This is a genomic window from Chryseobacterium sp. StRB126, from assembly GCF_000829375.1.
GTDB lineage: Bacteria > Bacteroidota > Bacteroidia > Flavobacteriales > Weeksellaceae > Chryseobacterium.
The window spans coordinates 1,084,067-1,107,934 of the sequence record NZ_AP014624.1 but is presented as its reverse complement, the minus strand read 5'-3'; the positions used below and the strand labels follow the sequence as shown (position 1 = coordinate 1,107,934).

Annotated in this window: 23 protein-coding genes and 2 tRNA genes; 11 read left to right on the top strand and 14 right to left on the bottom strand. The window is 32.3% G+C overall.

Annotated elements, in window-relative coordinates:
* Positions 1 to 126: 126 nt before the first annotated feature.
* The 6 genes from CHSO_RS04820 to CHSO_RS04795 all read right to left on the bottom strand — a co-directional run bounded on the left by CHSO_RS04820 (position 127) and on the right by CHSO_RS04795 (position 4,708).
* Positions 127 to 1,881 (bottom strand): alkaline phosphatase D family protein, encoded by a 1,755-nt coding sequence (locus tag CHSO_RS04820; RefSeq protein WP_052480487.1) that lies wholly within the window; start codon positions 1,879 to 1,881, stop codon positions 127 to 129.
* Positions 1,882 to 2,040: 159 nt separating this feature from the next.
* Complete coding sequence (locus tag CHSO_RS04815) at positions 2,041 to 2,823, bottom strand: DUF5694 domain-containing protein (RefSeq protein WP_045492954.1); 783 nt, start codon at positions 2,821 to 2,823, stop codon at positions 2,041 to 2,043.
* Positions 2,824 to 3,233: 410 nt separating this feature from the next.
* Positions 3,234 to 3,300: transfer RNA gene (locus tag CHSO_RS04810), tRNA-Ile, on the bottom strand.
* 65 nt (positions 3,301 to 3,365) lie between these two features.
* Complete coding sequence (locus CHSO_RS04805) at positions 3,366 to 3,773, bottom strand: hypothetical protein (protein ID WP_045492952.1); 408 nt, start codon at positions 3,771 to 3,773, stop codon at positions 3,366 to 3,368.
* A gap of 96 nt (positions 3,774 to 3,869) precedes the next feature.
* Positions 3,870 to 4,274 carry a hypothetical protein gene (locus CHSO_RS04800; RefSeq protein WP_045492949.1) on the bottom strand — a complete coding sequence of 135 codons (405 nt, stop codon included), beginning with the start codon at positions 4,272 to 4,274 and terminating at the stop codon, positions 3,870 to 3,872.
* A gap of 5 nt (positions 4,275 to 4,279) precedes the next feature.
* Positions 4,280 to 4,708 carry a hypothetical protein gene (locus CHSO_RS04795; protein ID WP_045492947.1) on the bottom strand — a complete coding sequence of 143 codons (429 nt, stop codon included), beginning with the start codon at positions 4,706 to 4,708 and terminating at the stop codon, positions 4,280 to 4,282.
* A 99-nt stretch (positions 4,709 to 4,807) separates the two neighbouring features.
* Here CHSO_RS04795 and CHSO_RS04790 point away from each other — a divergent pair, with 99 nt between their 5' ends.
* The gene (locus tag CHSO_RS04790; RefSeq protein WP_045492944.1) at positions 4,808 to 5,029 is read left to right on the top strand and encodes a helix-turn-helix domain-containing protein; all 222 of its coding nucleotides are present in this window, start codon (positions 4,808 to 4,810) and stop codon (positions 5,027 to 5,029) included.
* 92 nt (positions 5,030 to 5,121) lie between these two features.
* Here CHSO_RS04790 and CHSO_RS04785 read toward each other — a convergent pair whose 3' ends face one another.
* Both CHSO_RS04785 and CHSO_RS04780 read right to left on the bottom strand, forming a co-directional pair.
* Complete coding sequence (locus CHSO_RS04785) at positions 5,122 to 5,550, bottom strand: JAB domain-containing protein (protein WP_045501895.1); 429 nt, start codon at positions 5,548 to 5,550, stop codon at positions 5,122 to 5,124.
* Positions 5,551 to 5,702: 152 nt separating this feature from the next.
* The gene (locus tag CHSO_RS04780; RefSeq protein WP_045492942.1) at positions 5,703 to 6,098 is read right to left on the bottom strand and encodes a hypothetical protein; all 396 of its coding nucleotides are present in this window, start codon (positions 6,096 to 6,098) and stop codon (positions 5,703 to 5,705) included.
* A 238-nt stretch (positions 6,099 to 6,336) separates the two neighbouring features.
* Here CHSO_RS04780 and CHSO_RS04775 point away from each other — a divergent pair, with 238 nt between their 5' ends.
* Together CHSO_RS04775 and CHSO_RS04770 are read left to right on the top strand one after the other, a co-directional pair.
* The gene (locus CHSO_RS04775; RefSeq protein WP_045492940.1) at positions 6,337 to 8,664 is read left to right on the top strand and encodes an N-6 DNA methylase; all 2,328 of its coding nucleotides are present in this window, start codon (positions 6,337 to 6,339) and stop codon (positions 8,662 to 8,664) included.
* 6 nt (positions 8,665 to 8,670) lie between these two features.
* Positions 8,671 to 9,270 carry a hypothetical protein gene (locus tag CHSO_RS04770; protein WP_045492938.1) on the top strand — a complete coding sequence of 200 codons (600 nt, stop codon included), beginning with the start codon at positions 8,671 to 8,673 and terminating at the stop codon, positions 9,268 to 9,270.
* Between the two features lie 26 nt (positions 9,271 to 9,296).
* On the opposite strand, the gene CHSO_RS04765 is transcribed toward CHSO_RS04770, so the two are convergent.
* The 6 genes from CHSO_RS04765 to mce all read right to left on the bottom strand — a co-directional run bounded on the left by CHSO_RS04765 (position 9,297) and on the right by mce (position 16,078).
* Positions 9,297 to 10,478, bottom strand: a complete 1,182-nt coding sequence (locus CHSO_RS04765) for a DUF3871 family protein (protein WP_045492936.1) — start codon at positions 10,476 to 10,478, stop codon at positions 9,297 to 9,299.
* Positions 10,465 to 11,418, bottom strand: a complete 954-nt coding sequence (locus CHSO_RS04760; protein WP_045492934.1) for an AAA family ATPase — start codon at positions 11,416 to 11,418, stop codon at positions 10,465 to 10,467. The genes CHSO_RS04765 and CHSO_RS04760 overlap by 14 nt, the downstream gene beginning before the upstream one ends.
* 181 nt (positions 11,419 to 11,599) lie before the next feature.
* Positions 11,600 to 14,086, bottom strand: a complete 2,487-nt coding sequence (locus CHSO_RS04755; RefSeq protein WP_045492932.1) for a DEAD/DEAH box helicase — start codon at positions 14,084 to 14,086, stop codon at positions 11,600 to 11,602.
* Positions 14,087 to 14,136: 50 nt separating this feature from the next.
* On the bottom strand, positions 14,137 to 15,345 hold the full coding sequence (locus tag CHSO_RS04750; RefSeq protein ID WP_045492929.1) for a site-specific integrase: 1,209 nt from the start codon (positions 15,343 to 15,345) through the stop codon (positions 14,137 to 14,139).
* A gap of 198 nt (positions 15,346 to 15,543) precedes the next feature.
* A tRNA-Ile gene (locus CHSO_RS04745) sits at positions 15,544 to 15,617 on the bottom strand.
* 62 nt (positions 15,618 to 15,679) lie between these two features.
* Entirely contained in the window at positions 15,680 to 16,078 is a 399-nt protein-coding gene (gene mce / locus CHSO_RS04740) for a methylmalonyl-CoA epimerase (RefSeq protein WP_045492926.1), read from the bottom strand.
* 93 nt (positions 16,079 to 16,171) lie between these two features.
* Between mce and rbfA the strand changes: the two genes are divergently transcribed.
* The 8 genes from rbfA (at position 16,172) to CHSO_RS25560 (ending at position 23,831) form a co-directional block, all read left to right on the top strand.
* Entirely contained in the window at positions 16,172 to 16,531 is a 360-nt protein-coding gene (gene rbfA / locus CHSO_RS04735) for a 30S ribosome-binding factor RbfA (protein ID WP_045492923.1), read from the top strand.
* A gap of 3 nt (positions 16,532 to 16,534) precedes the next feature.
* The gene (locus CHSO_RS04730; protein WP_045492920.1) at positions 16,535 to 17,740 is read left to right on the top strand and encodes an ABC transporter permease; all 1,206 of its coding nucleotides are present in this window, start codon (positions 16,535 to 16,537) and stop codon (positions 17,738 to 17,740) included.
* A gap of 80 nt (positions 17,741 to 17,820) precedes the next feature.
* Positions 17,821 to 19,605, top strand: coding sequence for an endonuclease (locus CHSO_RS04725; RefSeq protein ID WP_045492917.1), 1,785 nt, complete (start codon positions 17,821 to 17,823; stop codon positions 19,603 to 19,605).
* Between the two features lie 63 nt (positions 19,606 to 19,668).
* Positions 19,669 to 20,406 (top strand): shikimate dehydrogenase family protein, encoded by a 738-nt coding sequence (locus tag CHSO_RS04720; protein WP_045492914.1) that lies wholly within the window; start codon positions 19,669 to 19,671, stop codon positions 20,404 to 20,406.
* A 74-nt stretch (positions 20,407 to 20,480) separates the two neighbouring features.
* On the top strand, positions 20,481 to 22,283 hold the full coding sequence (locus tag CHSO_RS04715) for a DUF349 domain-containing protein (protein ID WP_045492911.1): 1,803 nt from the start codon (positions 20,481 to 20,483) through the stop codon (positions 22,281 to 22,283).
* 64 nt (positions 22,284 to 22,347) lie between these two features.
* Complete coding sequence (ribD, locus tag CHSO_RS04710) at positions 22,348 to 23,397, top strand: bifunctional diaminohydroxyphosphoribosylaminopyrimidine deaminase/5-amino-6-(5-phosphoribosylamino)uracil reductase RibD (RefSeq protein WP_045492908.1); 1,050 nt, start codon at positions 22,348 to 22,350, stop codon at positions 23,395 to 23,397.
* Between the two features lie 41 nt (positions 23,398 to 23,438).
* A complete protein-coding gene (locus tag CHSO_RS25855) occupies positions 23,439 to 23,603 on the top strand; it encodes a bacteriocin-like protein (RefSeq protein ID WP_171817579.1) in 165 nt (54 codons plus the stop codon).
* Between the two features lie 42 nt (positions 23,604 to 23,645).
* Positions 23,646 to 23,831: a bacteriocin-like protein gene (locus tag CHSO_RS25560; RefSeq protein WP_089739344.1), complete on the top strand. Its 186-nt coding sequence runs from the start codon at positions 23,646 to 23,648 to the stop codon at positions 23,829 to 23,831.
* The last annotated feature ends 37 nt before the right edge of the window (positions 23,832 to 23,868 follow it).

Here is a 23,868-nt window from a genome sequence, read left to right as displayed (position 1 = left end):
ATGGTAAAAACTCTTTTCTAAAATCCTCTTGCATCTGTTCAGGATACAGAAAAATGAGAATCGAAAAAAAGCTCCAGTGTTCTCTGAAGCTCTGTACAAAATTGAAAATAAGATATGTTTTTAAAACTATGAGATGATGTGTGTTTTTTCTGTAGTCGTACTAAAAATTTCTGAGGTAACATTGTCTACAAATCTCCATTCTGCAAAGGATTCTCCTGTCGTAAATTTCACATGCAGATATCCTCTTTTATAAAGATTGGCATACTCCAGATCATCGATTAATGATGAAAATGCCTGAGCCAATGCCATTGCCTGACTAGGGTCTGATGTGATCCCAAGATACCCTTCAAGACCTGGCGAAGAAACAGAACTACAAGCTAATTCGGTTCCGATAACTTTCCCTTGTGCATTAGTGAGTGTTCCTAACCATGCGTTGTGGGTATCACCTGCTAATACTACTATTTTTTTACCTGCAAGGATAGAATATAGCTGTTCTCTTTCCATAAAATATCCGTCCCATGCATCAAGATTATAAGGTAATGTAGTGGTAATTCTTGCTATTTCCTGTGGAGTAAGAGTAGGATCCTGAGCTTTGTGTCTGGCTTTTAGAACCATCAGTTGGGCAATGGTATTCTGAAGAGCCTGCATGGTAGCCGGCTGAGCACTTCCGAGCTTTTTGATCTCTGCTAAAATCTGATTAAGCAGCATTAATAATTCTGCAGGAACCATCATTTTGGTCATCAGGATCTGTTGTCCCAATACTTTCCATTTTGCAGCATCAGCATTGATCTGTGAACCTAGCCAAGCCATTTGCTCACTTCCAATAAGATTTCTGTTAGAATCTAAAAAAGCGGTTTTAAATTTCACCTGATCGAAGTTTCCCGTATTATCCAGATAATCTGAATACTCTAATTGCTTATCTCTTGCAATCACCCTTGTATCCATCATGTAAAGGGAAACAATATTTCCGAAGTTGAAGCTTCTGTAGATTCTAAGATCTTTACCTGTTTTAAGAGGAATGTATTCACTGTATGCTTGGAAAGCTGCCTTTTTTCTTAGTTCAAAATCACCTTCATCCGGCTGATGATTTTCTGCTCCGGATTTATAAGTATCATTTGCAAATTCATGATCGTCCCACACACAGATAAAAGGTTTTTTCTGATGAGCCAACTGAAGATTTTTGTCGCCTCTGTATTGTCTGTATCTTTCTCTGTAATCGTTCAGATTCAGGATTTCTTTAGCTGGTTTATGGGCTCTGCCCAGTGGATTGGTGTAAGGATTGGTTCCGTATTGTCCCGGAGCATATTCATAAATATAATCACCAAGGTGTACTATTACATCAGCTTCAGATTTAGCAACCGCTCCATATACATTGAAAAGTCCTGCAGGAAAATTGGAACACGATACCACCGCCATTTTCACATCATTTACAGCATCTGTTTTGGATGGTAAGGTAATGGTTTCCCCTGTTACACTGATTTCCTTTGTTGCAAGGTTATAGAATCTATAGTAATATTTAGTATTGGATGGAATATCCTGTACATCTATCGCTACTGTAAAGTCATTAATAGCTGATGCACTTGCTTTTCCTCTTCTTAAAACATTGGAAAAATTGCTGTTTCTACTTATTTCCCAAGTGATTTCTGCATCTATTCCTCCGGAATATCTTGTCCACAAAATTACACCTGTTGCTGTAGGATCAAAACTGGCGATTCCGGTATCAAAGCCTGAATTTTTAAGATCATTAGGAGCAGTCTCTCCTTCTGTAAAATCATCATCGCTGCAGCTTATAATTAGAGGAGCAATAAAAAGCCCTCCGGCTGCCAGCAGTGAATTCTTAAGGAACCGTCTCCTGTTAAGTAGATTGTTATTTTCCATCATTACTTTTTTCTGCAAAGCAACGGTATCTGTGGAAGAAGGCTGTTAACTGAGTTTTAATTATTCTTTACGCTTTTTTTAAACATATGTTTGACATAATATTTTTATAAAGTATTGATTATTAAAAAAGACTTGAGAGGGTTAATTGCCCTCTCAAATCTTTTATTTTAAATATTTAAACACATCTACAGTCTGGTATTTTGGACTTCGTTTTAAAAATTCACTAAAAAATGCAGCATGAGTAGCTCCGGAAATAATAAGGACTTTATCATTTTCAGAAAGCGGAATCTGATTAAGGTTAGAATACATTCTCAGATTTCTTCTATAGTATTTGGCAGCCTCGTCCGCTCCCTCAAAATGACCGGTAGTGCTTACGTGTGTCAAAATATCAGCATTAGCTGTAATGAGCTCCTGTAAAGTGGATTCTTTATTATAATTAATGAGTTTTTCTTTTACAGAAAGGTTTTCATGTTTTCCAAATCCTTCAATAAATGTGGTTATAAAACGTTTATACGTGGTATTATCTACCTGGTCCTTCAGCTGTTCTCCTAGTCTATAATTGTATTTGCTCGTTTCCTGCTCATCAATTCCGTATATTTTTTTCACGTTGGCTATTTTTGCAATCTGATAGGCCAATAGTGAAACTTCGCCTTCATAGGCCGTTTTAAAGTTTTTATTCTTTAAGAAGTTCTGATAATCATTCTGGATCTTTTCATTCTCAGCCGGAAGAATCTCAACACAAATAACAGTTGGTTTAAACTCAGCGAGCAGTTTTACGATTTCCAAAACTTCTTTTTGACTTTTCTCGCTTTTTGGATCAAATTTAACTTTTGCTGCATCCGGTGTTTCCCCCATATGAAAGGTAGCAAAATTAAGTACCTCTATCTTTTGTGCTGATAACCACATGCTCATCAAAAATCCACAAATAACACTTATTCTTTTCATAGTTTTAATTTATGGTTCAAAAGTAAAAATTGAGTAACAAGAAAACAACACGATATCGACGAAAAGACTTATTTATCTGATGAAACGGTACTAATGGGAATATGCCTAAATAAAAAGTGAATGGCTAACTACTCCTTTTTGTGGCAAAAATAATTTTCAATCCTTTAAAAGAATCAGCAGGAATAACTTTAAATCCAAAAGGTAATAAATCCTGTCTTAATTGATTAATGATAAAACTAAACAAGGAAGCAAATATACATGACTTAAAAAAATCTTTTGGGAATTTACTCTTAATAGAAGTTTTTAAATATTATAAGTCAGTTTGAGTAGGTAATCTGCTATTTTAATTATTAAGTGATATGTTTTAAAATAAAAAAACCGCTCACATTAAGTAAGCGGTTGATTTTCTGTGGTCCCACCTGGGCTCGAACCAGGGACACTGGGATTATCAATCCCTGTCTCTAACCAACTGAGGACATAGATCTTATAGCTTTAGTATAATCATTGGTCATAACTTAGAACACCTTAAAACGTGCCTTTTATTAAATATATTTCCTTTTTTGGTATGATAAAGTTATTTGGTCATTGTTCATTATTCTTTTCAGTATTATAAAATATCTTCCAACATACCAGGAGCAAAAGTAAGTATTGTTAATAAACTTTTGCTCATAAGCAATGCCTATAAACTGCTCTATCCACACTTTTAATTTTGTATATAAATTAGGTTTGAAATAGTAGTCTATCTTAGTTAATATATCAGCATTGTAGTATAATAGTATTTCTTCAATTTTCAGGTCAAATAAATGCTCATTATCTGCCTTATCAAACTCATATACTTCATAGCAATACTTTTTACAACAGTATTCTTCTTTATAAAAAAGCTCAAACTCATGTTTACATTGTTCTTCCCCAATCCTAAATTTCAGATGCTTATGTATCTCATTTTTCATTTGGTTTACAGGTATAAAAAAACCACCTTATTTATGGTGGCTAAATATTAGTTTTATATTATTCTTAACTCATGATAGAATCCCATAAGTATTAATCTATTTAAGGCTATTTCCTATAACATAAAAAATAACTCCAAAAACAATGTACATAACTGTTTTAGTGAGCACTATCTTTCTATCATAAATTAATTCAGAAGGATATAATCTAAATGCAATAAAAGGCGTTACTAAATACAGGCAGATAATATTGCTTATAATAAGTATCAACCAATGCAAGTTAATACCCTTATATAAAGGGAATAATGCAATTATAAATCCACTGAAAAATACCAGGAAAAGAAGTAATGTATTTTCACTTAATTTGCCATTTTTAAGCTCATAGTTAAAAGCCTTATCTGGATTATACTTCTGCATTCTTTTAAATCTTCTAATTGTGTCTTGATAAGTTGCAAATGGTAGCTGAAATAAAACTACTGAAATGATAAATAGTAAAGTAGACATTTTCTTTATTCCTGGTTAAATTTATACTGGTTATCTCCTACTTTCAATGTCATTACAGAACCTGAAATTGTACCACTATTTAGAGGATTAAAAGTAGCTCCAGATTCATAATTAAGTTTTATTGTACCAGTAGATGAATATGTGTAAGTCCCATTATATGGTCCACTATTAATAATCCATTGATTCTGTGAGTTCTTTCCATATCCATACAGCTTAAAACCGTTGTTTTCTTTAAATTGAACTTGTATCTTCTCATTATCCCAATTCATGGTGTTATTGGTCATGATTTTAATTTCAGTAGAAGAGAATACCCCTGACCATGCAGTATTATCAAGCTTTACCAAGGTAGAACTATCATTGTTATTGTCATCATTACTACTACAAGATACTGTTAGTGTTAATAGTGCAATAAGTAATAAAATTGATTTTCTCATAAAATGTAAGTTTTAAAATTTAACAAATATATTAAAGTTATCAATAATGATAACCTAAAATTATCATTTATGACCACTTTTGGCTATTAATATAAAAAAGTGGATAAGAAAGAGTTTCAGATTGCTATTGGTAAAAGAATAAGACAACTTCGTGAAGAAAAGAAAATATCACAAGTTGAGCTTGCTGCATTCTGTAACTTTGAAAAGTCCAATATGAGCAGACTTGAAGCTGGAAATACTAACCCTACAGCTTATACATTATATGTTATTGCTCAAAAGTTAGAAGTTGAGGTGTTTGAGCTTCTTAATTTTGAAGTATAAATTAGCTATTAATACCTATCTATTGCTACTTTCAAATCAAAAAATAAATAGAAATTTATAAGTGATTTGGTAAAGCTGTATATGCATAATCATTATAAAAACTTGTTTTCCTCATTGAGACTATAGTAATGATGTCTTGTGATAATTAAATGATCCAGTAAAGACAAATTCAATAGCTCACATGATTTCTTTAATTTTTCTGTAATATTTATGTCTGAACTACTTGGATTAAGATTTCCACCTGGATGATTGTGTACCAGGATCAACTGAGTAGCATTGCATTTAAGAGCTACAGCCAAAATAATTCTTATATCAACTACTGAACTATCTATACCTCCTTTTGAAACATCATAAATTCCTAAAACATAGTTTCCTTTGTTCATTAAAATCACCTTACATTCTTCCTGAAATTCAATGATATTAAGATTCCAATTCTTAATAATTAATTCATAGGCTTCTTTATGATTTGTTATTTTTATTCTTTCCTGATTATTAGTGTTATAAATGACTGATATCTCCATTGTATTGTAATATTTTAAGTTAAGTGAAGCCATGCTTTAAACATAAATGCACAGGTTTTCCTAGTTCTTATATATAGAAAAGGAAAACTTGTGCAAAAAATCCAAATCTTACTAAAATCTATATAATAAAATTTGGATATTATGTTGTTAGGCTAAGCAAACTCAATGTGCTTTCCATTCTTAGAGAAAGACTCCATATCAGTAGCAAAACTATTGCTTACCTGTTGCTTAACAGTATTCTTTGCTCCTGGTTCCTGTGCTGAGTATACAAATCTGTGATGAAGAACAATCACTTCTCCAGTGTCCTTAACAGTATATTCATAAGGGGCACATTCTTGTTTAATGATACTACCTTGCATTTGAGTTCCTATAAGAGCTTGGCAAGTAAGTTCATCAAATGTTGATGAAATGGAAGCCTTTTTGGATGTGGCATAGAACTGATTTGTAGTTTGGCTCATAACCATTTCAATACCTCCCTGAACTTCTAGTACATAGAATGTAGAACCATCTTCTTTTTGTCTTTGTTTGTAGTTGATAATTGTTACCATTATAGTTGATTTTTGAGTTAGATAAAACACCAGGAACAAAAGAATTGTGAGCAATAGTACATCAGCTATCACCTTGATAATATTACTGCCTGCGAAATTTTCTTTCTATTCTTACTGGTGGGGGGATGTTTTCCTTTCCCAATTATTGGTGGGGGTCTTCAGAGGGGGATTTATCCTTAAATATTTTTTTTTTAGAAAAAATATAACCTTAAAGATAAAAGTTGTATATTTTTGCATTATGAGAAATCTAGGAGATAAAAATTTTTGGAAAAAGAACTATGGTCTTTTACCTATGCATCTTGTGCCACAAAATGGAGAAGAAAGGTTTCTGATGCTTAATGGTGGTACCTCAGATTTTTGTTTTCAATCTTTTGATAGTGATGATAGTTTGGAAACTTATTTTCAATCTTCCTGGTCTACAAATACTAAAAATTATTTAATACTGGGGGAGGATAAATTAAAAATTTTCAACTGGTACAATAACTCTGTTGAAGAAGTATCTAAAACCCAAATAATATCTAATTCTGAAAAATTTTATGAATATTTATTATTAAAATCTTTTAAAACTCAAAATGATGTTGTTCCTTTTATAATAGATGTTTTTAGACAATTACGTAATCTTACTCTTGAAAAGGAAAATGCTAAAGAAGCTTTAAACCTATTATATCTTCTACTAGTAAGTATTGAAGAAGATTTTTCAACTATTAAATTTGAGGATTGGGGATTTAATGTAGAAAACATTCCTGATAGGTTTGAATATTTTGTAGAAACAATAAGAGCTGGAATAAAATCTATAAAACCTAATCTTGATTTAATTTTGAGGCATACTTCAGGAGCTTTATTTCAAGAGGCTCATAGAGAAGTGATTTATTTTAGTCCTCAAAGAGATTTATTTGGAGGAGTATCCAGTAAACTGATAACTAAAACAGACTCTTACTCAAGTATACATTATACTCCACAATATATTGCAAGAAGTATAGTAGAAAATTGCTTAAAAGAAATTGATATAGACAAGAATGAATTAACCATTCTTGACCCTGCTTGTGGGTCTTCTGAATTTCTAATTGAAGTACTTAAACAATTAAGAGAATTAGATTACAAGGGTAGAGTTTCTATAAGGGGCTTTGATATATCAGAAAGTGCTATCAATACATCTAGATTTCTTTTAGAGTACGAAAATAGAATACAATGGCAAAATAACTTAAGCATTGAGTTAAGAGTCGTTGACGACTCTTTATTAGAAAACTGGGGTGATAATAATGATATAATACTAATGAACCCTCCTTTTGTTTCATGGGAGCTTATTAAGAACAAGGATAGCAGAGCTATTATATTAGATACTTTATCAGCATCTTTTAAAAAAGGAAAACCAAATCAAGCAAGTGCTTTCTTTTACAAAGCAAAAGGAGCATTAGCGGGTTCTGGAATTTTAGGATGTGTCCTCCCATCATCAATTTTACAAAGAGAATCATACAGTTCTTTGAGAAATGAATTTCAAGAAGAATTAACAATTAAATTAATTGCGAAACTTGGAAATTTTGTATTTGAAGATGCGTTAACAGATGTCAGTTTATTTATAGGAAAAAAACCTAAGTCAGCATTAGCCCCAAAAGTAATTTGGACCAAAAATGAAAAAGGAACTGTACAAGAAGCACTTAGGGAGTTAAGAAAGTCAACGGAAAACAATGAATTGTCAGTTGAAGAAAAAAATTATAGCATATATACTCCAACATCATTTCCATTTGTAAAAGATTCATGGAATATTATCTCACTTAAGGAAAATAATTTCATAAAGAATACTGAAAGGTTTATTTTAGACAATAAACTAGTTCACATCTCAAAAATATTTACAGTCAAGCAGGGAATAAGAAGTGGTAACAACAATGCATTTATCATATCAAAAGAAGAATTTGAGTCCATTCCTGAAGCTGAGATACATTTATATAGAAAAGTAATAGGAAATGACTCAATTAAAAATGGTGTTATCACTTTAAAAAACTATATATGGTATCCTTATAATGAAGAAAAATCTTTATTTCAAAGTGAGGGAGAACTATTAGATTTTGCACCATACTCATACTCCAGATTACTTGAATATAAAAACGTGTTAACAAATAGACCTAGAAATTCTGAAGCTAATTGGTGGTTACTAAGTGAGCATAGAGCATGGTTAAGAAAAAAAGAAAAAAGATTATTCTCTACAGAATTTGGTAAATCAGATTCTTTTGGATTTGATAATGTTGGTGACTTTGTAGTTGAAAGAGGGAATGCATGGAGCTCTAAGAGAGCTATGAGTGATGATGATTTTTTCTTTTATTTATCTGTCTTTTCAAGTGGGATATTTGATAATTTTCTTTCAATCTTCTCTAAGCCTATAATGTCTGGTTATTACTTAGGACAAACATATACTAAAGATATACCTATCCCAAACATTTATAACCTTGATAAAAAATCAGAGGAATATGTAAAACTAGTAGAATTAGGTAAAGAATTATCTAATGGAAATTCGCTTGCTAAATATTCAATAGATGAGGTTTTGACAACTTATTTCTATCCTAAATTTTAGACTATTATGATTAATCATGAGGAATTAATTACTAATATAAATGATAGCTGTAAATACCTTTTCCCTAATCAGGTTTTCAAGCTTGAAGAAAATATCTTATCAAATAGTGCTAAAGTATATAAGATACAAGGAAACTCTAAAGCTTTAAATAGAAAAAAAAATGACATTTTTGAAGTTTCTGTATTAAATTGGTTTGAAGATTTTTATTTGTATGTTGAGGTTAGATTTGTTTCAAATCATACTTTTATTTCACTCTCTGTCTTTAAGGGAGCAGATGCTCAGTCAAATAAGCACCAGTTATTTAGAGCAGAATGGGATGACTATGATAGAGATGATGAAATTCATGCACAACCTCATTGGCACATTACAACTGATGTTGCAATTTCAAATAATTTTAATAACTTTTTAGGGGAAAAGGAGCAAGTAACATTTGAGGTTTTTGAACTATCAAAAGCTGAGGTTTTCGATATTAAGAATTTCCATTTTGCTATGTTAGGTAATTGGCAACAAGATGAAACCCATATTCATAAGATTTCTGAGCCTGCGAAAGTAACAAAATGGTTAATAGGAGTTCTTAAGCACATTAGAGTAGAATTGGATGTGTAAATAAGCTACTCAAAAGAGTAGCCTATCTAACTCAAAAACCAATGATAATTAGAATTATCACTGAGTGTTTTCTGAATCCCTTTAGTAAATTCAAAGGCATTCAAATTCCTATCTAGGAAAGTATCTATATAACTACTCTTATTAGCTTGTGTAAAGAGATTATATACATTCCATAGGTTAATCTCTCCATTATCAGCCTTACAAAAACTCTCATCTTCGTAGTAGTCTTTAGCTATTGTATTTAACTGGCTATCATTGAAAGTTAACTGAGGGATATTTAATCTCTGTTTTTCAGTTTTAGATATGTGTTGATACAGCCTAGTTCTTCCCAATAATTGAGCAAACTGATGCTCAGTTAAGTAATGGTCTGAAAACCCTTGCATTTCCAATAGATGTTGTTGTGCATTGTATTCTGTCAAAGTGTTCATTATTTTACTTTGCAACTCTTGGTATGAGTTTACTCTCATATCATCTACAAAACCATCACTCCAAACACATAAGTTGCAACACACTTTGTTTTGGAAGCCAATGAAGAACTTAAACTTTTCAAAAGTTTTTTTATTGTATAAATTCTCCTGATTATAGGCTCTAACTCCACCAACTGTTAATGATAGCTCATTACCATTAATTGAATCTGTTATACCAGGAATCCTAATAATAAATGCCATCCTTTCAAAATACTGTGTTCTTTCATGATCTAATAAATCTTTTGCATTCTTATAAATAGCATCAGGAGTTCTGCCTTTAATTTGATGTGAAACTCTTATTTCAGGTTGCATAAAAGATTGATGAGAAAACACTTTACTAATACAGTCCTGTGTAATATCAATAAATTCCTGATGAGCAATGTTTTTTTCATTGTCTTTAGAGAATACAGGAATAATACAATCATTCTTTAACTGATAGAGATTGACTTCTTGTGTGTTTGCTTCAATGAAAGGTTTGTATTCATATGGTTTCTCTTCTATTGATTTATTTTCCTGGTGAACTTCAATACTTTGAAGAGAACTATCAAACTCTTGCCAGACTTTATCTTGTTCTAATTCAGTTGAAACAGCACCAGGAATAAAATAATCCTGATTTGAATGATGAGCTGTGCCATTGTTCATTCTACTTTCATACAAAGAAATCTCTTTAATATTCTGTGCTGGTCTCAATTCAAATGCTTCTTCTAATGTAACTGGTCTGATTTTATTAATGGTGTCCATTGGTTGAAAAGTTTTGAGGGTTGGATAATTTGATTAAGAATGATTTTCTGGCTTCATATTGAGATCTTAGTTCTTTCTGGTATTCAGGATATTGTTTATAGATAGCTAAAAGCTCTGCAATGGTATTACTGGTTTTAATCTTAGTTAGAATATCATCTTTAGATAAGTAATTTATACCAGGATCAAAAGTAATAGGTTTGATAGAGCTTTGAGGACTGGCAGGGGAATCCATACCAGTTGAAACAGTTGCAGTTTCTGCAATTCCAGAATTACACCAGTTCAATATTAATTTACCTGTGTCAGAGGTAATAATAAATTCAGGCTTGTTCATAAATAGTCCTGTTCTATCCTTACTTGCCTTAGCTAAATGGTTTTCATTGACTAACTCAAAATTTATGGTTAATTCATACTCAAAACCATCTCTGGTGATTTCTTTGGTTCCATGCTTTACTACCTGAGTTTTACCATTGCTTCCAACATCTAAAGAATAGTCTATTTTTCTCCTAGTAGTGGTAATAATGTGGCAGGTTGACTGTAGTATCTTATTAATAAATGCTTGATGTCTTGGTGTGACATTAGCCCAATCCTGAAATCTTCCACCTAGTTTCTCATGAATATCAAGACATCCACCAGTACCATTCCATTCATGGCTTGCAGAATCAATGATAATAACAGAAATTCCTGACTTTTCACACAGTTCAATTGCCTGTATGTATCTTTCAGGGCTATAAGGAGCTTGTAAATCCAATACATTATAATTTCCTAAATCTGAATATAAAGAAGCAGAGGAATTTTCTGTATCAATGACAGCAATCTTGCTCCAATCTTTTGTCATACCATAGGCTAATAATAGGGCTGACTTGGTCTTTCCAAAGCCTGATGCACCTGACAAACCTAATCTGAGCTTTACCTGTTGTCTTTGTGATTGTTTTAATTGCATAGTTATAAACTTTAATTATTAATATTTTTAATTGATTATTTAATGTTGAAAATGAATAATATTCTGTTCCTGGTATACTTCAGAAAACAAAAAAACCAACCTTATATGAATAAGATTGGCTGATAAAATCTGCACAGATTTTCCTCAGTTAATATATACACTCAGGAAAACTTGTGCATTTTTATAAAATTGCTGATGGTATTTTATCATAGAGAAGATTAAGATAAAATTGAGCCAAATCAATTCTAGCAATATCTCGATAATGTCTTTGTTCCCTTTTACCATTAATAGTAGGTTGTATATCTTTAATATTTTTACTGAAAAATGAGTCTATTAATAAGTTGAAGAAAGACTCTACTCTCTTTGCTTTAACTGTATTAGAATAAGTATCTTTAAATGGAATGATATCAGCACTTATTATTGGGTCAATTGTCAATAAATTTTCTAGTTCTGTATTAAACTTCTCTTTTTTAAACTTATTTACAAAATCAGTACTTGGAAATTTTGGTAGAATTCTCTTGTTTTTGTACAAGAATATTTCATTTTCTATTAAGTTAATATATTCATCCCATTTTTTATAGTGAAGAATTAAATTAGCATCTGTTATTGAAATTGGGTAGTCATCATTATATTCTGTTTTTGTATAATACTTAGCTTCATCCTCAAAGAGAGGTATATTAGAAAATCTAATGCATGATTTTAAATATGCATGAGTAAGTTCTTTACCTAGTTCTCTGGAAGTAAATTCCCTATCTATTTTACCATGACTAATAACTAACATGAGAAGGTATCTCTTTATAAATACTATTTCAGCAGGGGTTGCATCACGCTTACCTCCTTCAAAATAAAACTCCTTGGAAGGCAACATATTTAGCAATTTATTCCAAACATAGAACTCAGAGTAATATTCAGCATATCTTTCTTCCTTGTACCCCCCTTCCACCCCTGGTGGTACTACATCAAATGCATAATCATTATACATTTCTTGTATAGTTTCAAAAAAAGAACCTTTTTCAAAAATAATTTTGTTATCCCTATAGAGTTTATTTATTCTGCAATTTAGAAATTGATTATTTAAAGCTGCAAAGAAGGTATAGGTAGACAAATCACCATCAAAAAACTTTTGAGTTAAATAGTTTTCTCCTTTCTCTAAAATAAATCTTTCTTTAGAAGGGTAATCCAAACTATTCATACCAGTTCTTTCAGTATTTTGGATGTTTTCAGATGCCTTAGTATTTAAATCAGTTAATTTTTTATATGCCTTATTCAACAGCTTCTTTTCTTTATTTGTATCTGAATAGCTTACCACTTTACCACTAGCATATTTTTGGAAAGAATTGACTATCTGAGTATTGATCTCAGAATCATAAGGGAGAGATTTAGCATTTATATAATATGGTGTAGGCATTATGATATAAATTTCTCCTGGAAGCCTTTGCCTAGCTAATGTTTGTATAATTGTATTGACACCATTGGTAAAAACACCTCTATTATTAACAAAATCTATTTTTAATCTTTTAGGTAAAATGATAATATATATATGATCCTTTTTTTCAATATTAATTCCAGTAGTAAAGTTTGTACCTACATTAATAACTTTTTCATCATGATCATATTTTTTATCATTATCATTCTCAAAGTCAAAAACATCTCTATAGCATAAGTTTAATTCTCCTTTAATCTGTGATAAAGGACCATTTTTAATTAACTGTTTAATTTGCTTTTTTGAATATACTATTATATCAAATGTACTTTTACTATTAAGTAATTTAACTATTAACTCTTTATAAAAAGTATTGTTATTAATTTTTTTATAATCATTGAAGATAAAATTCAATTTACTTTGTCTTGCAGGTATTATGACCCTTTCAGATTCAATTATTTTTATTTTTTTTTCTGTAAACTCAGAGATGTATTTTATGACTTCTTTTGATGCCTCATTGAATGTTGCACTAATGATAAATGTCTTATGAACTAAGTTCTGGAAATTCCATAATTTATAGATGTATTCTTCTCTAAAGTTCTGTATAGCATCATGAATTTCATCAAAAACAATAATTAATTTTTTCTTATTGATGTTACAATGATCAACAAGTTTTTCAAAATAGTTAATTCTTTTACTTGCAGGGAAGATAAAGTTTTCACCAGGATTACCTAGTAATGCATTAGTAGTCATTATATGAACTCTAAAATCTGAAATATTTGATTTCCTAATTAAGTCAGTATCATCAACGTGAAAGAAATTTATCGCATGACTTGTCATTTCCTTTTCACTCTTTAAAAAATCATATTGATTAATACGAATGATATTAAAGATATTATCTGGAGCAATTCCTCTAACTAAGCAATCTGTTTCATATTGTTCTATAAGATTATTAGAAGGTACTGCTATAATTACAATATATTCTTTACTCATTGAATAATCTAAAACCTTATCCATGATGGTTCTTGATTTACCTTGACCAACTCCTGCATTTATTACAACAGTGTTTTTAACATCAAATTCATCATCTAATATTGGTTTTAAGGAATCAGCTAAATATCCTTTCTTATTGGGTTTTATAATTTCTTTTTCAACAGAATAATATTTACTTTCAAAATCATCTGTATTTATTTGTTTAAACTCAATTTCAACTCCATTAATTGGATCTATAAATTCTCCTTTCATAATTGTAATTAACTGTGCTATAAAAATACTATAACACAGTTAATATTAAATCATTTCAACTTAGAATTTAATTTATTCATTTGCTCACTAACTTTCTTATTTACAACTTTAGCATAATGCTCCTGGGTAATAGTAATTTTTGAATGACCTAACAACTCTGACACTATCTCCATAGGGACATCATTAAAGAGTAATACTGTTGTTGCAAAGGTTCTTCTTGCTAAATGGTGGGTCAGTCTTTTCTCTATCCCAACAATGTCTGCTATTTCTTTAAGGTAGGCATTAAACTTCTGATTACTGAAACTTGGCAGTACTTTTACTTCATGTGCATTGTTGTATTTCTCAATGATGAATTTACTTTTAGTCAATAGGGGAATAGATAAAGTTTGTTGAGTTTTAAGCCTTTTCATATTAATCCATTCATTGCCATCAAAGCCCTTTACAATATGAGATTTCTCAAGATTAGTCATTTCATTATAAGCTAGTCCTGTATAACAACAGAAAATAAACATATCGGCTACTGTTTGTAATCTTTCTGCCTTAAATTGATACATCTCAAGTTTCTTTAATTCTTCTGTTGTTAAATAAACTATCTCTTTTTTAACACGTTTTACCTTATACCCTACAAAAGGATCTCTATCTATAATTCCTTGTGAGATGGCTATTTTAACAACTTTCCTAAACCTTTGAATCATCTTGTTTACTGTTGCAAGAGCTAAAGACTTCTCTGTTTTCAAATAAAATTCATAATCCTGAACAAATTTTAAATCCAAATCTTTAAACTGATAGTCTGCCTTAGTAAATGAAAACGTAATAAAACCTTTAACTAAGTCCCTTGCCTGTTTAAACTTCCAAAGTGTAGCAATTGAATACTCTTTTCCTACAAGCTTCTCAAGTCTGTCATTATGCTCTTTAAAAAGCTCAAGAATTGTTTTGGTTCTGATTGAGACATCTCCCTTGTATTGTAAGTAAATATCTCCTACATCAAAGTTTTCTTCATTGACTTGCAGAAATAAAAAAGCCTGATTAATTTCATTCTTAATCAGACCTAATTGTGTATTAATAAAACTGTTTTCCTGATTGGGCGGTTTAGCCTTCTGTAATCTACTATCCCATTGCTTAGGATTTACAAATAATCCAGTAGAAAACTCTTTTCTATCCTGGTGAAAAGTAATCCTACACTTTATAGGGCACTTACCCTGTTTATTTAGTTTCACTTTTTGCAATAGAAAAAGTATTGATAATTTATTGTTATTCATTGATTTAAGTTTTAGAAAATGGGTCACCAAAAAGTAGAAGTGGGACACCTAATAGGACACCTTTTAACAAGTATTCTATATATCTGATTACATAGATTAAATTGAACTGTTGCAATTAAGACAATATTACAACACCCTGAAATAGAGAATAAAGCACAAAAAAAAGCACCTACATTTCTGTAAGTGCTTGATTTTATGTGGTCCCACCTGGGCTCGAACCAGGGACCACCTGATTATGAGTCAGGTGCTCTAACCAACTGAGCTATAGGACCTCAAAACTTGGTTAAATTTTGTGTTTGCAAAAATAGTAAAATTTCTTTCACTACAAAATTTTTTATTGCTTTTCTTGGCAAAGTTCTACCAGAACGCCATTGGTAGATTTCGGATGAAGGAACACAACTAATTTGTTATCAGCACCTTCTTTGGGTTCTTCAGAGATAAATTGAAATCCTTCTTTTTTTAATCTTTTTACTTCATCCAGGATGTTTTCAACTCCAAAAGCCAGGTGATGGATCCCTTCACCCTTTTTTTCAATAAATTTTGAGATGGGACTTTCAGGATTACTGGCTTCCAAAAGCTCAATTTTACTTTCTCCGGTTTCGTAGAAGGAAGTTATCACTCCTTCCCTTTCTACAGTTTCCTGTTTGTAGGATTCTTTTCCTAATAATTTAGCAAAAAGTTCGTCAGAAACGCCTAAAGATTTTACGGCAATACCGATATGTTCTAGCTTCATAAATACTAATAAATATAATTAATTCGTAAATTTGATACGATAGCAGAATTTCAAAGTATCAATTCAAACAAAAGTACTAAATTTGCATAAATTATGGAAAGTAACAGACAAAGAAAAGTAGCACAGATTATTCAGGAGGACTTCGCAGAACTTTTCCGCAAGCAGGCTGCTGACAGCAAACAAAGTATATTGGTATCCGTTTCTGATGTAAAAGTAACAGCAGATTTAGGTATTGCTAAAATTTATTTAAGTATTTTCCCTCAGGAACACCGTACAGCGGTAATGAAGGAAATTGAAGAAAACAAACCTCAATACAGAAACTTTATTGGCCAGAAAATGGCAAAACAGGTACGTATCATTCCGCAGCTTAACTTTTACTTAGACACGGCTCTTGATGATGTAGAAAAATTGGAAAGAGAATTAAGAGGCGAGGGCGACAATCCCGTTTTATAGATCTTGAAGAATATTGCATTTTACATAGCATCCAGATACCTTTTGGCCAAAAAAGGCAGTACCGCTGTTACATTTATTACGTGGCTGGCAGTAGGTGCCATGACGGTTGCTGTGACTGCAATGTTCGTTATTATTTCAGTTTTTTCAGGTCTTGAGGATCTGAACAAAGACTTGATTTCTAATCTTCATGCTGACCTTACCTTAAAAAGTGCATCGGGTAAAACCATTAAAAACCTGGATCAGGTTAACAAGATTTTAAAAAGCAATAAAGAAATCAGCAGCTATTCCCGTGTTATCGAAGAAAAAGTATATATAAGCTTTAACGGAAAAGGGGACATAGCCTACTTACGTGGTGTTGATTCTGCCTATGTAAAAGTAAATCCTATCAATAAAGAAGTATTTTACGGAACTTATCCAAGTTTCAAATATTCTAATGAAGTATTGATGGAAAACAGTCTTGATAATCGGTTATCCATTCCGGTAGATTCTTCCAATCACTATGCTACCGTTTTCATGCCTAAGCCTGGAACCGGAATCATTAATAAAGAAGAAGATATCTACAATAAAAGAGACATCCTGGTAACAGGTGTTTTCCCTGGTAAAGACCAATTGGACAGCTACATCATCTCTCCTATTGAACTTACCGAAGAATTATTAAGTCTTCCGAAAAAATCAGCATATCAGATTGTTATTAAATTAAGAAACCCTGAAAATGCTGATGCTGTAAAACAAAATCTACAATCTTCTTTTGGTAAAAATATTGAAATCAAAACCAAAGAAGAGGAAAATGCGGCCTTCTGGAAGATGATTAATACTGAAAAGCTATTCATCTACCTGATTTTTGCACTGGTTATTTTCATCACGACTTTTAATCTTGCAGGAGCTATTATTATCTTACAGCTTGATAAAAAAGAACAGGCAAAATCTCTTATTTCTTTAGGGTTTCCTTTAAACCATCTGAGAATGACCTATTTCTATACCGGACTTCTTATTGTTATTTCCGGAGTAATTACCGGCTTAATCTGTGGAACAGCTTTGTGTTATTTCCAGCTTTACACAGAATTCTTCAGAGCAAATGAAGTATTGCCCTTCCCTGTAAAAATAGTAGGCAAAAATTATCTTATTGTTGCTCTTACCGCTTCCATATTTGGAATTGCAATCTCATGGTTCTTCTCAAAAATCAGCAAAGAGTATATTACTAAAAGTTAACATACTACACTTACACATTTAACTTCAAAAAACTTTTCCAGTTTCATTTTTTTGTACCTTTACGCCCCAATTTTAAAAAAATGAAACGAATTTTATCTTTTTTTTTATTAAGCTTTGCATTCATTAATGCTTTTGCACAGGCTCCAGCTGGTTACTATAATGCAGCAGCCGGTTTAACAGGTGCTACACTAAAAACTGCCTTAAAAGGCATCATTGAAAACGGACATATAGACCATGGATATGATGGGCTATGGACAGCTTACGACACTACAGATCGCGACTATTTCTATGAAAATGATGGTACAGTTTTAGATATCTACTCAGAAAACCCTTCCGGACCAGATCCATATAATTATACACCAGGGTTAAAAAAATGTGGAAGCTATTCCAATGAAAGTGATTGCTATAATCGTGAACATATCGTTCCTCAGAGTTTATTTGGAAAGAAATCACCAATGGTGGCAGATGTTCACTTTATTCGACCTACAGATGGAAAAGTAAATGGGATGAGATCGAATTATCCATTCGGAAAGGTAGGATCACCATCTTTTACTTCTCAAAATCAATCTAAATTAGGTAACTCAGCATCTCTTGGATATTCAGGAACTGTATTTGAACCTATCGATGCATTTAAAGGAGATGTGGCCAGAATGATCTTTTATTTTGTAACAAGATATGAAGATAAACTTTCTACATTCAGCTCCGGTAATATGCTTGGAGGCTCTGCTTTTCCAGGTCTTCAGGCATGGGAACTTCAACAACTTTTACAATGGCATGCTATGGATCCTGTATCTGCTACAGAAATTGCGAGAAATAACGCATCCTATACATTTCAGGGGAACAGAAATCCATTTATTGATAATCCTGCTTATGTTGATTTAATCTGGGGAACTCCGGTTGTAGATAACCAAGCCCCTACAGCCCCTACGAATTTAGCAACAAACACTCCAACTTCAAATTCTATTTCATTAAGCTGGACTGCATCAACAGATAATGTGGACGTAACAGGTTATGATATCTATGTAAATGATGCATTTAAATCTACTGTTTCTGGAACATCAACAACGGCTACAGTATCCGGATTGTTACCACTTACTACCTATTCATTCCATGTCATTGCAAAAGATGCATTTGGAAATGCTTCCCCGAAAAGTAATGTTGCCCCAGGAACTACTCTTGACGGCCCAGTAAATGTAGGAAACTGTGGTGATGAGAATTTCACTAATATTCCTGGAAATGCAAGCGATTATAAAACCAGAACATGGACAAACAACAATGTAAGCTGGACTGCAACATTGGCAAGAACTGATCAAACTATTAGCGGTAAGGCAATAACACTTCAAGGAGGTGATCTAACCAGTTCTAATGTACCTGGCGGAGTTCAAACATTAACGCTAACTACTCAACGTAAATACAATGGTGGGGATAGTACCCTAAATGTTTTTGTAAATGATAATTTAGTGGGAACAATTCCTTATAGTGCATCAGTGGCAACAAACTCAATCAATGTAAATGTCAGTGGAAATGCCACTATTAAAATTGTAACCCCTAACCCGAATGACCGAATAGCAATTGATGATCTGAAATGGACTTGCTACAGCGGAGCATTAGCAACTTCTGAAATCAAAAAAGATAAATCAGAATTCACTATCTACCCTAACCCGGTAAGAAATAATGAACTGTTTGTAAAAGGCGAAAACCTTAGCAAAATTTCAAAAGCTGAAATCTATGACATTTCAGGAAAAGTAATTGAAACACTTGTTAATCCTTTCAAAAACTCAAATAAAATTAATCTTAAAGGTTTAGTGAAAGGAACTTACATCTTAAAAACAGATAATTTCTCTACTAAATTCATTGTAGAATAATTATTACAAAATATTTCAAACTAAAGGCCGGATTTATCCGGTCTTTTTTTATAATTTTGATGTATGGATTCCAATAAAAAATTAGGTTTGATAGGACGAAATATTTCCTATTCCTTTTCTAAAAAATTCTTCGAAAATAAATTCCAAAAGCTTATGCTTAAAGGTTTTTCCTATGATATTTTTGATTTGAATGAAATTGATGAAGTAGAAAACCTTTTCTCCTCGACGGAATTGTTAGGCTTTAATGTTACCATTCCTTACAAAGAAAAGATCATCAGTTATCTTGATGAATTAAGTGATGAAGCTGAAAAAATTGGTGCAGTGAACTGTGTTTTAATTCAAGACGGTAAAAAAACCGGATACAACACGGATGCTTTCGGTTTTGAAAAGACCCTTCTTCTTCACCAAAAACCATCACAGGACAAAGCATTAATTCTGGGTAATGGAGGAGCTGCAAAAGCTGTAAAATATGTTTTGGACAAACATAATATTCCCTCCCAAACCATTTCAAGAAGCACAGAAATCAATTTTGAAAATCTGGATAAGCAAACTGTACAGGAGCATAAAATTATTATCCAATGTACACCGGTAGGCACATTTCCGAATATTGAAGACTGCCTAAGCTTTCCATTTGATGCGCTTTCTCCGGAACATTTAGTTATCGATTTAATTTACAACCCCAACTATACACAGTTTATCATCAATGCTTCAGAAAAAGGAGCAAAAACGGTAAACGGTTATTATATGCTTGAGCAGCAAGCAGAAAAAGCTTGGGAAATTTGGAATTTTCAAAAAAAATAACATAAATTAGTACTTTAATTGGCCTTACAGCCATATATAAAGGATATTAACGCCACTCACATAAAAGATTTGCTATGACTACAGAAAACAATCTTTCTGAAAACGAAGAAAAGAAAAATCCTAACGAAGTATCTCAGGAGACATCGGAGAACCCTGTTTCTCATGATGCCCACCCCCATGAAGATGATACTGAACACCTGGAAGAACATGAAGATGTCGAAATCTCTCTGGCTGATGCCCTGAAAGAAATGGAAAAAATCATCAATGCACCTAATGCCGGTGAGAACTCCAAAAGATTCATTCAGCTAAAAGAAAAAGCAAGTCATCACATCCATGATGAAGTGGAAGATAAAAAACATGAGTTTGCAGAAGCAGGAAATGCTACCGAAACCTTCAGTTATGAGCATCCCTCACAGGCTAAATTCTCTGCTTTAGTCAATATTTTCAGAGAAAAGCATGACGAATTCCAGAAGGGACAGGAGGAAGAACAGAAAAAAAACTTGGAGCACCGTCAGAATATTATTGAAAGATTAAAAAATCTATATACTAATTCCGAACCGGGAGTCAATCTTTTCAAATCTATTCGTGAAATTAAAGAAGAATGGTCAAAAGCCGGACAGGTTGCCAAGTCTGAGTTCAAAATCCTTAACAATAATTATTTCCACCATTTGAACCAGTTTTATCAAATGCTGGATTTGAATAAGGAATTTTTGGAGCAGGAATACAGCCATAACCTTGAAAAAAGACAGCACATTATCGCCCGTGCTCAGGAGTTGGAGAATGAACCTGTTATCCAAAAGGCTTTAAATGAACTTCAATATCTCCATAAACTGTGGAAAGAAGAAGCAGAGCCCGTTGCAGAAGAATTCCGTGAAAAAACTTGGGAAGAATTCAAAGAAATCTCCAATAAAATTCACGAAAGAAAATCTGAACTTTCAGCATCTATTGAAAAAGAACAGACAGCCAATCTTGAAAAGAAAAGTCAGATTATTGCTGAAATCAAGAAGCTTTCAGAACCTTCTGAAACCCCTAACCATAATTACTGGCAAAATGCCATCAAAAGAGTTGAAGACCTTCGTTCTGATTTCCTGAAAACCGGAAGTGTTCCAAGAAAACTATCCAATCAGAACTGGAATGACTTCAAAACTACCCTTAGAGCCTTTAATACTACAAAAAATAATTATTATAAATCCTTAAAAGGTTCTCAGCAAGCTAATCTGGAAGAAAAGTTAAAACTAATCCAAACTGCTCAGGATAATCAGGGTAATGAAGAATGGGATATCGCTGTTCCATTGTTCAAAAAGCTTCAGGAAGACTGGAAAAAAATTGGGCACGTTCCAAAGAGTATGACCAATAAAATCTGGGATGAATTCCGTGATGCTTGCAATGCCTTCTTTAATAATTATAGAGAAAAGAGCAATACTCCTACCGACAATTGGAAAGAAAATCACAAAAACAAGAAAGCCCTTCTTGACGAATTGAAATTGGTTTCCAATGACGAAGGAAGCATTGAAAAAATAGAAGCAATTAAAACAGCATGGAATAATATCGGAAAAGTTCCAAGAGATAAAATTGCAATCAACTCTGAATTCAATAAGACTTTAAGAGAGAAACTGAAGATCAATAAGATCAATGAACTTGAATTGAAAGAAGAAGGATTATCCGAAAATCAACTTACCGATAAGGCAAGAAAGATCAAAAACCAGATTTCTGATCTTGAAGCTGAAATTGTTAAACTTGAAAATAATCTTTCATTCTTTAATAAACCATCAAGAGAAAATCCTCTATTAAGAGATACTTTTAACACTATTGATGAAAAGAAAGCTCATTTGGAAACTTTAAAACAAAATCTCCACAGCATTATTGCCGGAGAATAAATCTTAACAAAATAGATAAGGGCGGAGCAAAGCAATTTGTCTTCGCTTTTTCTTTTTATACACTATGAATAACGACGAACTCTATATTAAAAGATGCATTGAGCTGGCTCAAAAAGCCCTTGGTAAAACCTACCCTAATCCTCTTGTAGGAAGTGTGATTGTTCACAACGGAGAAATTATTGGCGAAGGATACCATCACAAAGCTGGAGAAAACCATGCAGAGATCAATGCCATCAATTCAGTAAAAGATAAAAGTCTCATTCCGGAATCAACCATTTATGTTTCTTTGGAACCATGCGCTCATTATGGAAAAACACCGCCATGTGCTTTAAAGATTAAAGAACTGGGCTTTAAAAAAGTAGTTATTGGTGCTATGGATTCTCATGATAAAGTCAATGGAAAAGGGAAAAAGATCATTCAGGATGCAGGAATAGAAGCTTTTTCTGGAGTTCTTGAAAAGGAATGTATTGAACTGAACAAAAGGTTTTTCACCTATCATGAAAAGAAAAGACCTTATATCATCTTAAAATGGGCTGAATCCGGTGATGGATTTTTAGATAAAGATTTTAAACCAACAGCTGTTTCAAACGCTTTGGTTAACCAGTTTGTTCACCAGTTAAGAGCAAATGAACATGCTATTCTGGTAGGAACTCAAACTGCTTTAACTGATAATCCAAGTCTTACTGTAAGAAATGTTGAAGGAATTAATCCGGTTAGAGTTCTTATTGACTTTGATCTGAAAGTTCCTGAAGACTTCAAAATTTACAATAACGAAGCCAGAACATTAGTCTTAAACACCATTAAAGAAGGAACCGAAGACCACATCCAATTCATTAAGATCGAAAAAAATAATTTTTTGTCTGATTTGATGGAAGCTTTATACAAAGAACATATTCAGTCTATCATTATTGAAGGAGGTCGCTTTACCTTACAGCAATTTATTGATGCCGGTCTCTGGGACGAAGCTATCGTTATTAAAAATGAAAATCTGAAACTGGAAAACGGGACAAAAGCTCCGGAATTTACTCAGAATCCTTACAAAACAAAAAACTATAGGGATAATACCATTTCTTTTTTTCAATCAAAACAAAACAACTTTATCACTTTGGAATGAAATAATTTATTTACCTTAGTAATATCCAAAAAAATATTATCATGAAAAATGTAAAGAAAGTTTCAAGACAAAGTTTAAAAAAAGTACAGGGAGGTATAGCACCTGAATGTTGTTCGTTTTATCCGCCTTCATTACAACACTGTTGTGCAACCCCATCAAGTATGAGTTGTCCACCACCTTGGGCAGACGGATCATTCCCATGCTAATAATGTGAAACCGTACAAATTAATCAAACTAAAAATAGTATCATGAAAAATTCAAAAAAACTATCCAGAGCAGGATTAAAAACAATCCAGGGAGGTGCTGTTTTTGTAACATGTACATTGCCTAATGGACAACCAACAAGATGTAGAGATAGATGTCCTCAGGATTTCTGTGGCCCTACAAGCTATATGTGTCTGATTCCAATGGACCTTTGCGGAGATGGAATTTAAGAAAAATTTTTACATTCAAAATGATATAAGCCGTCAA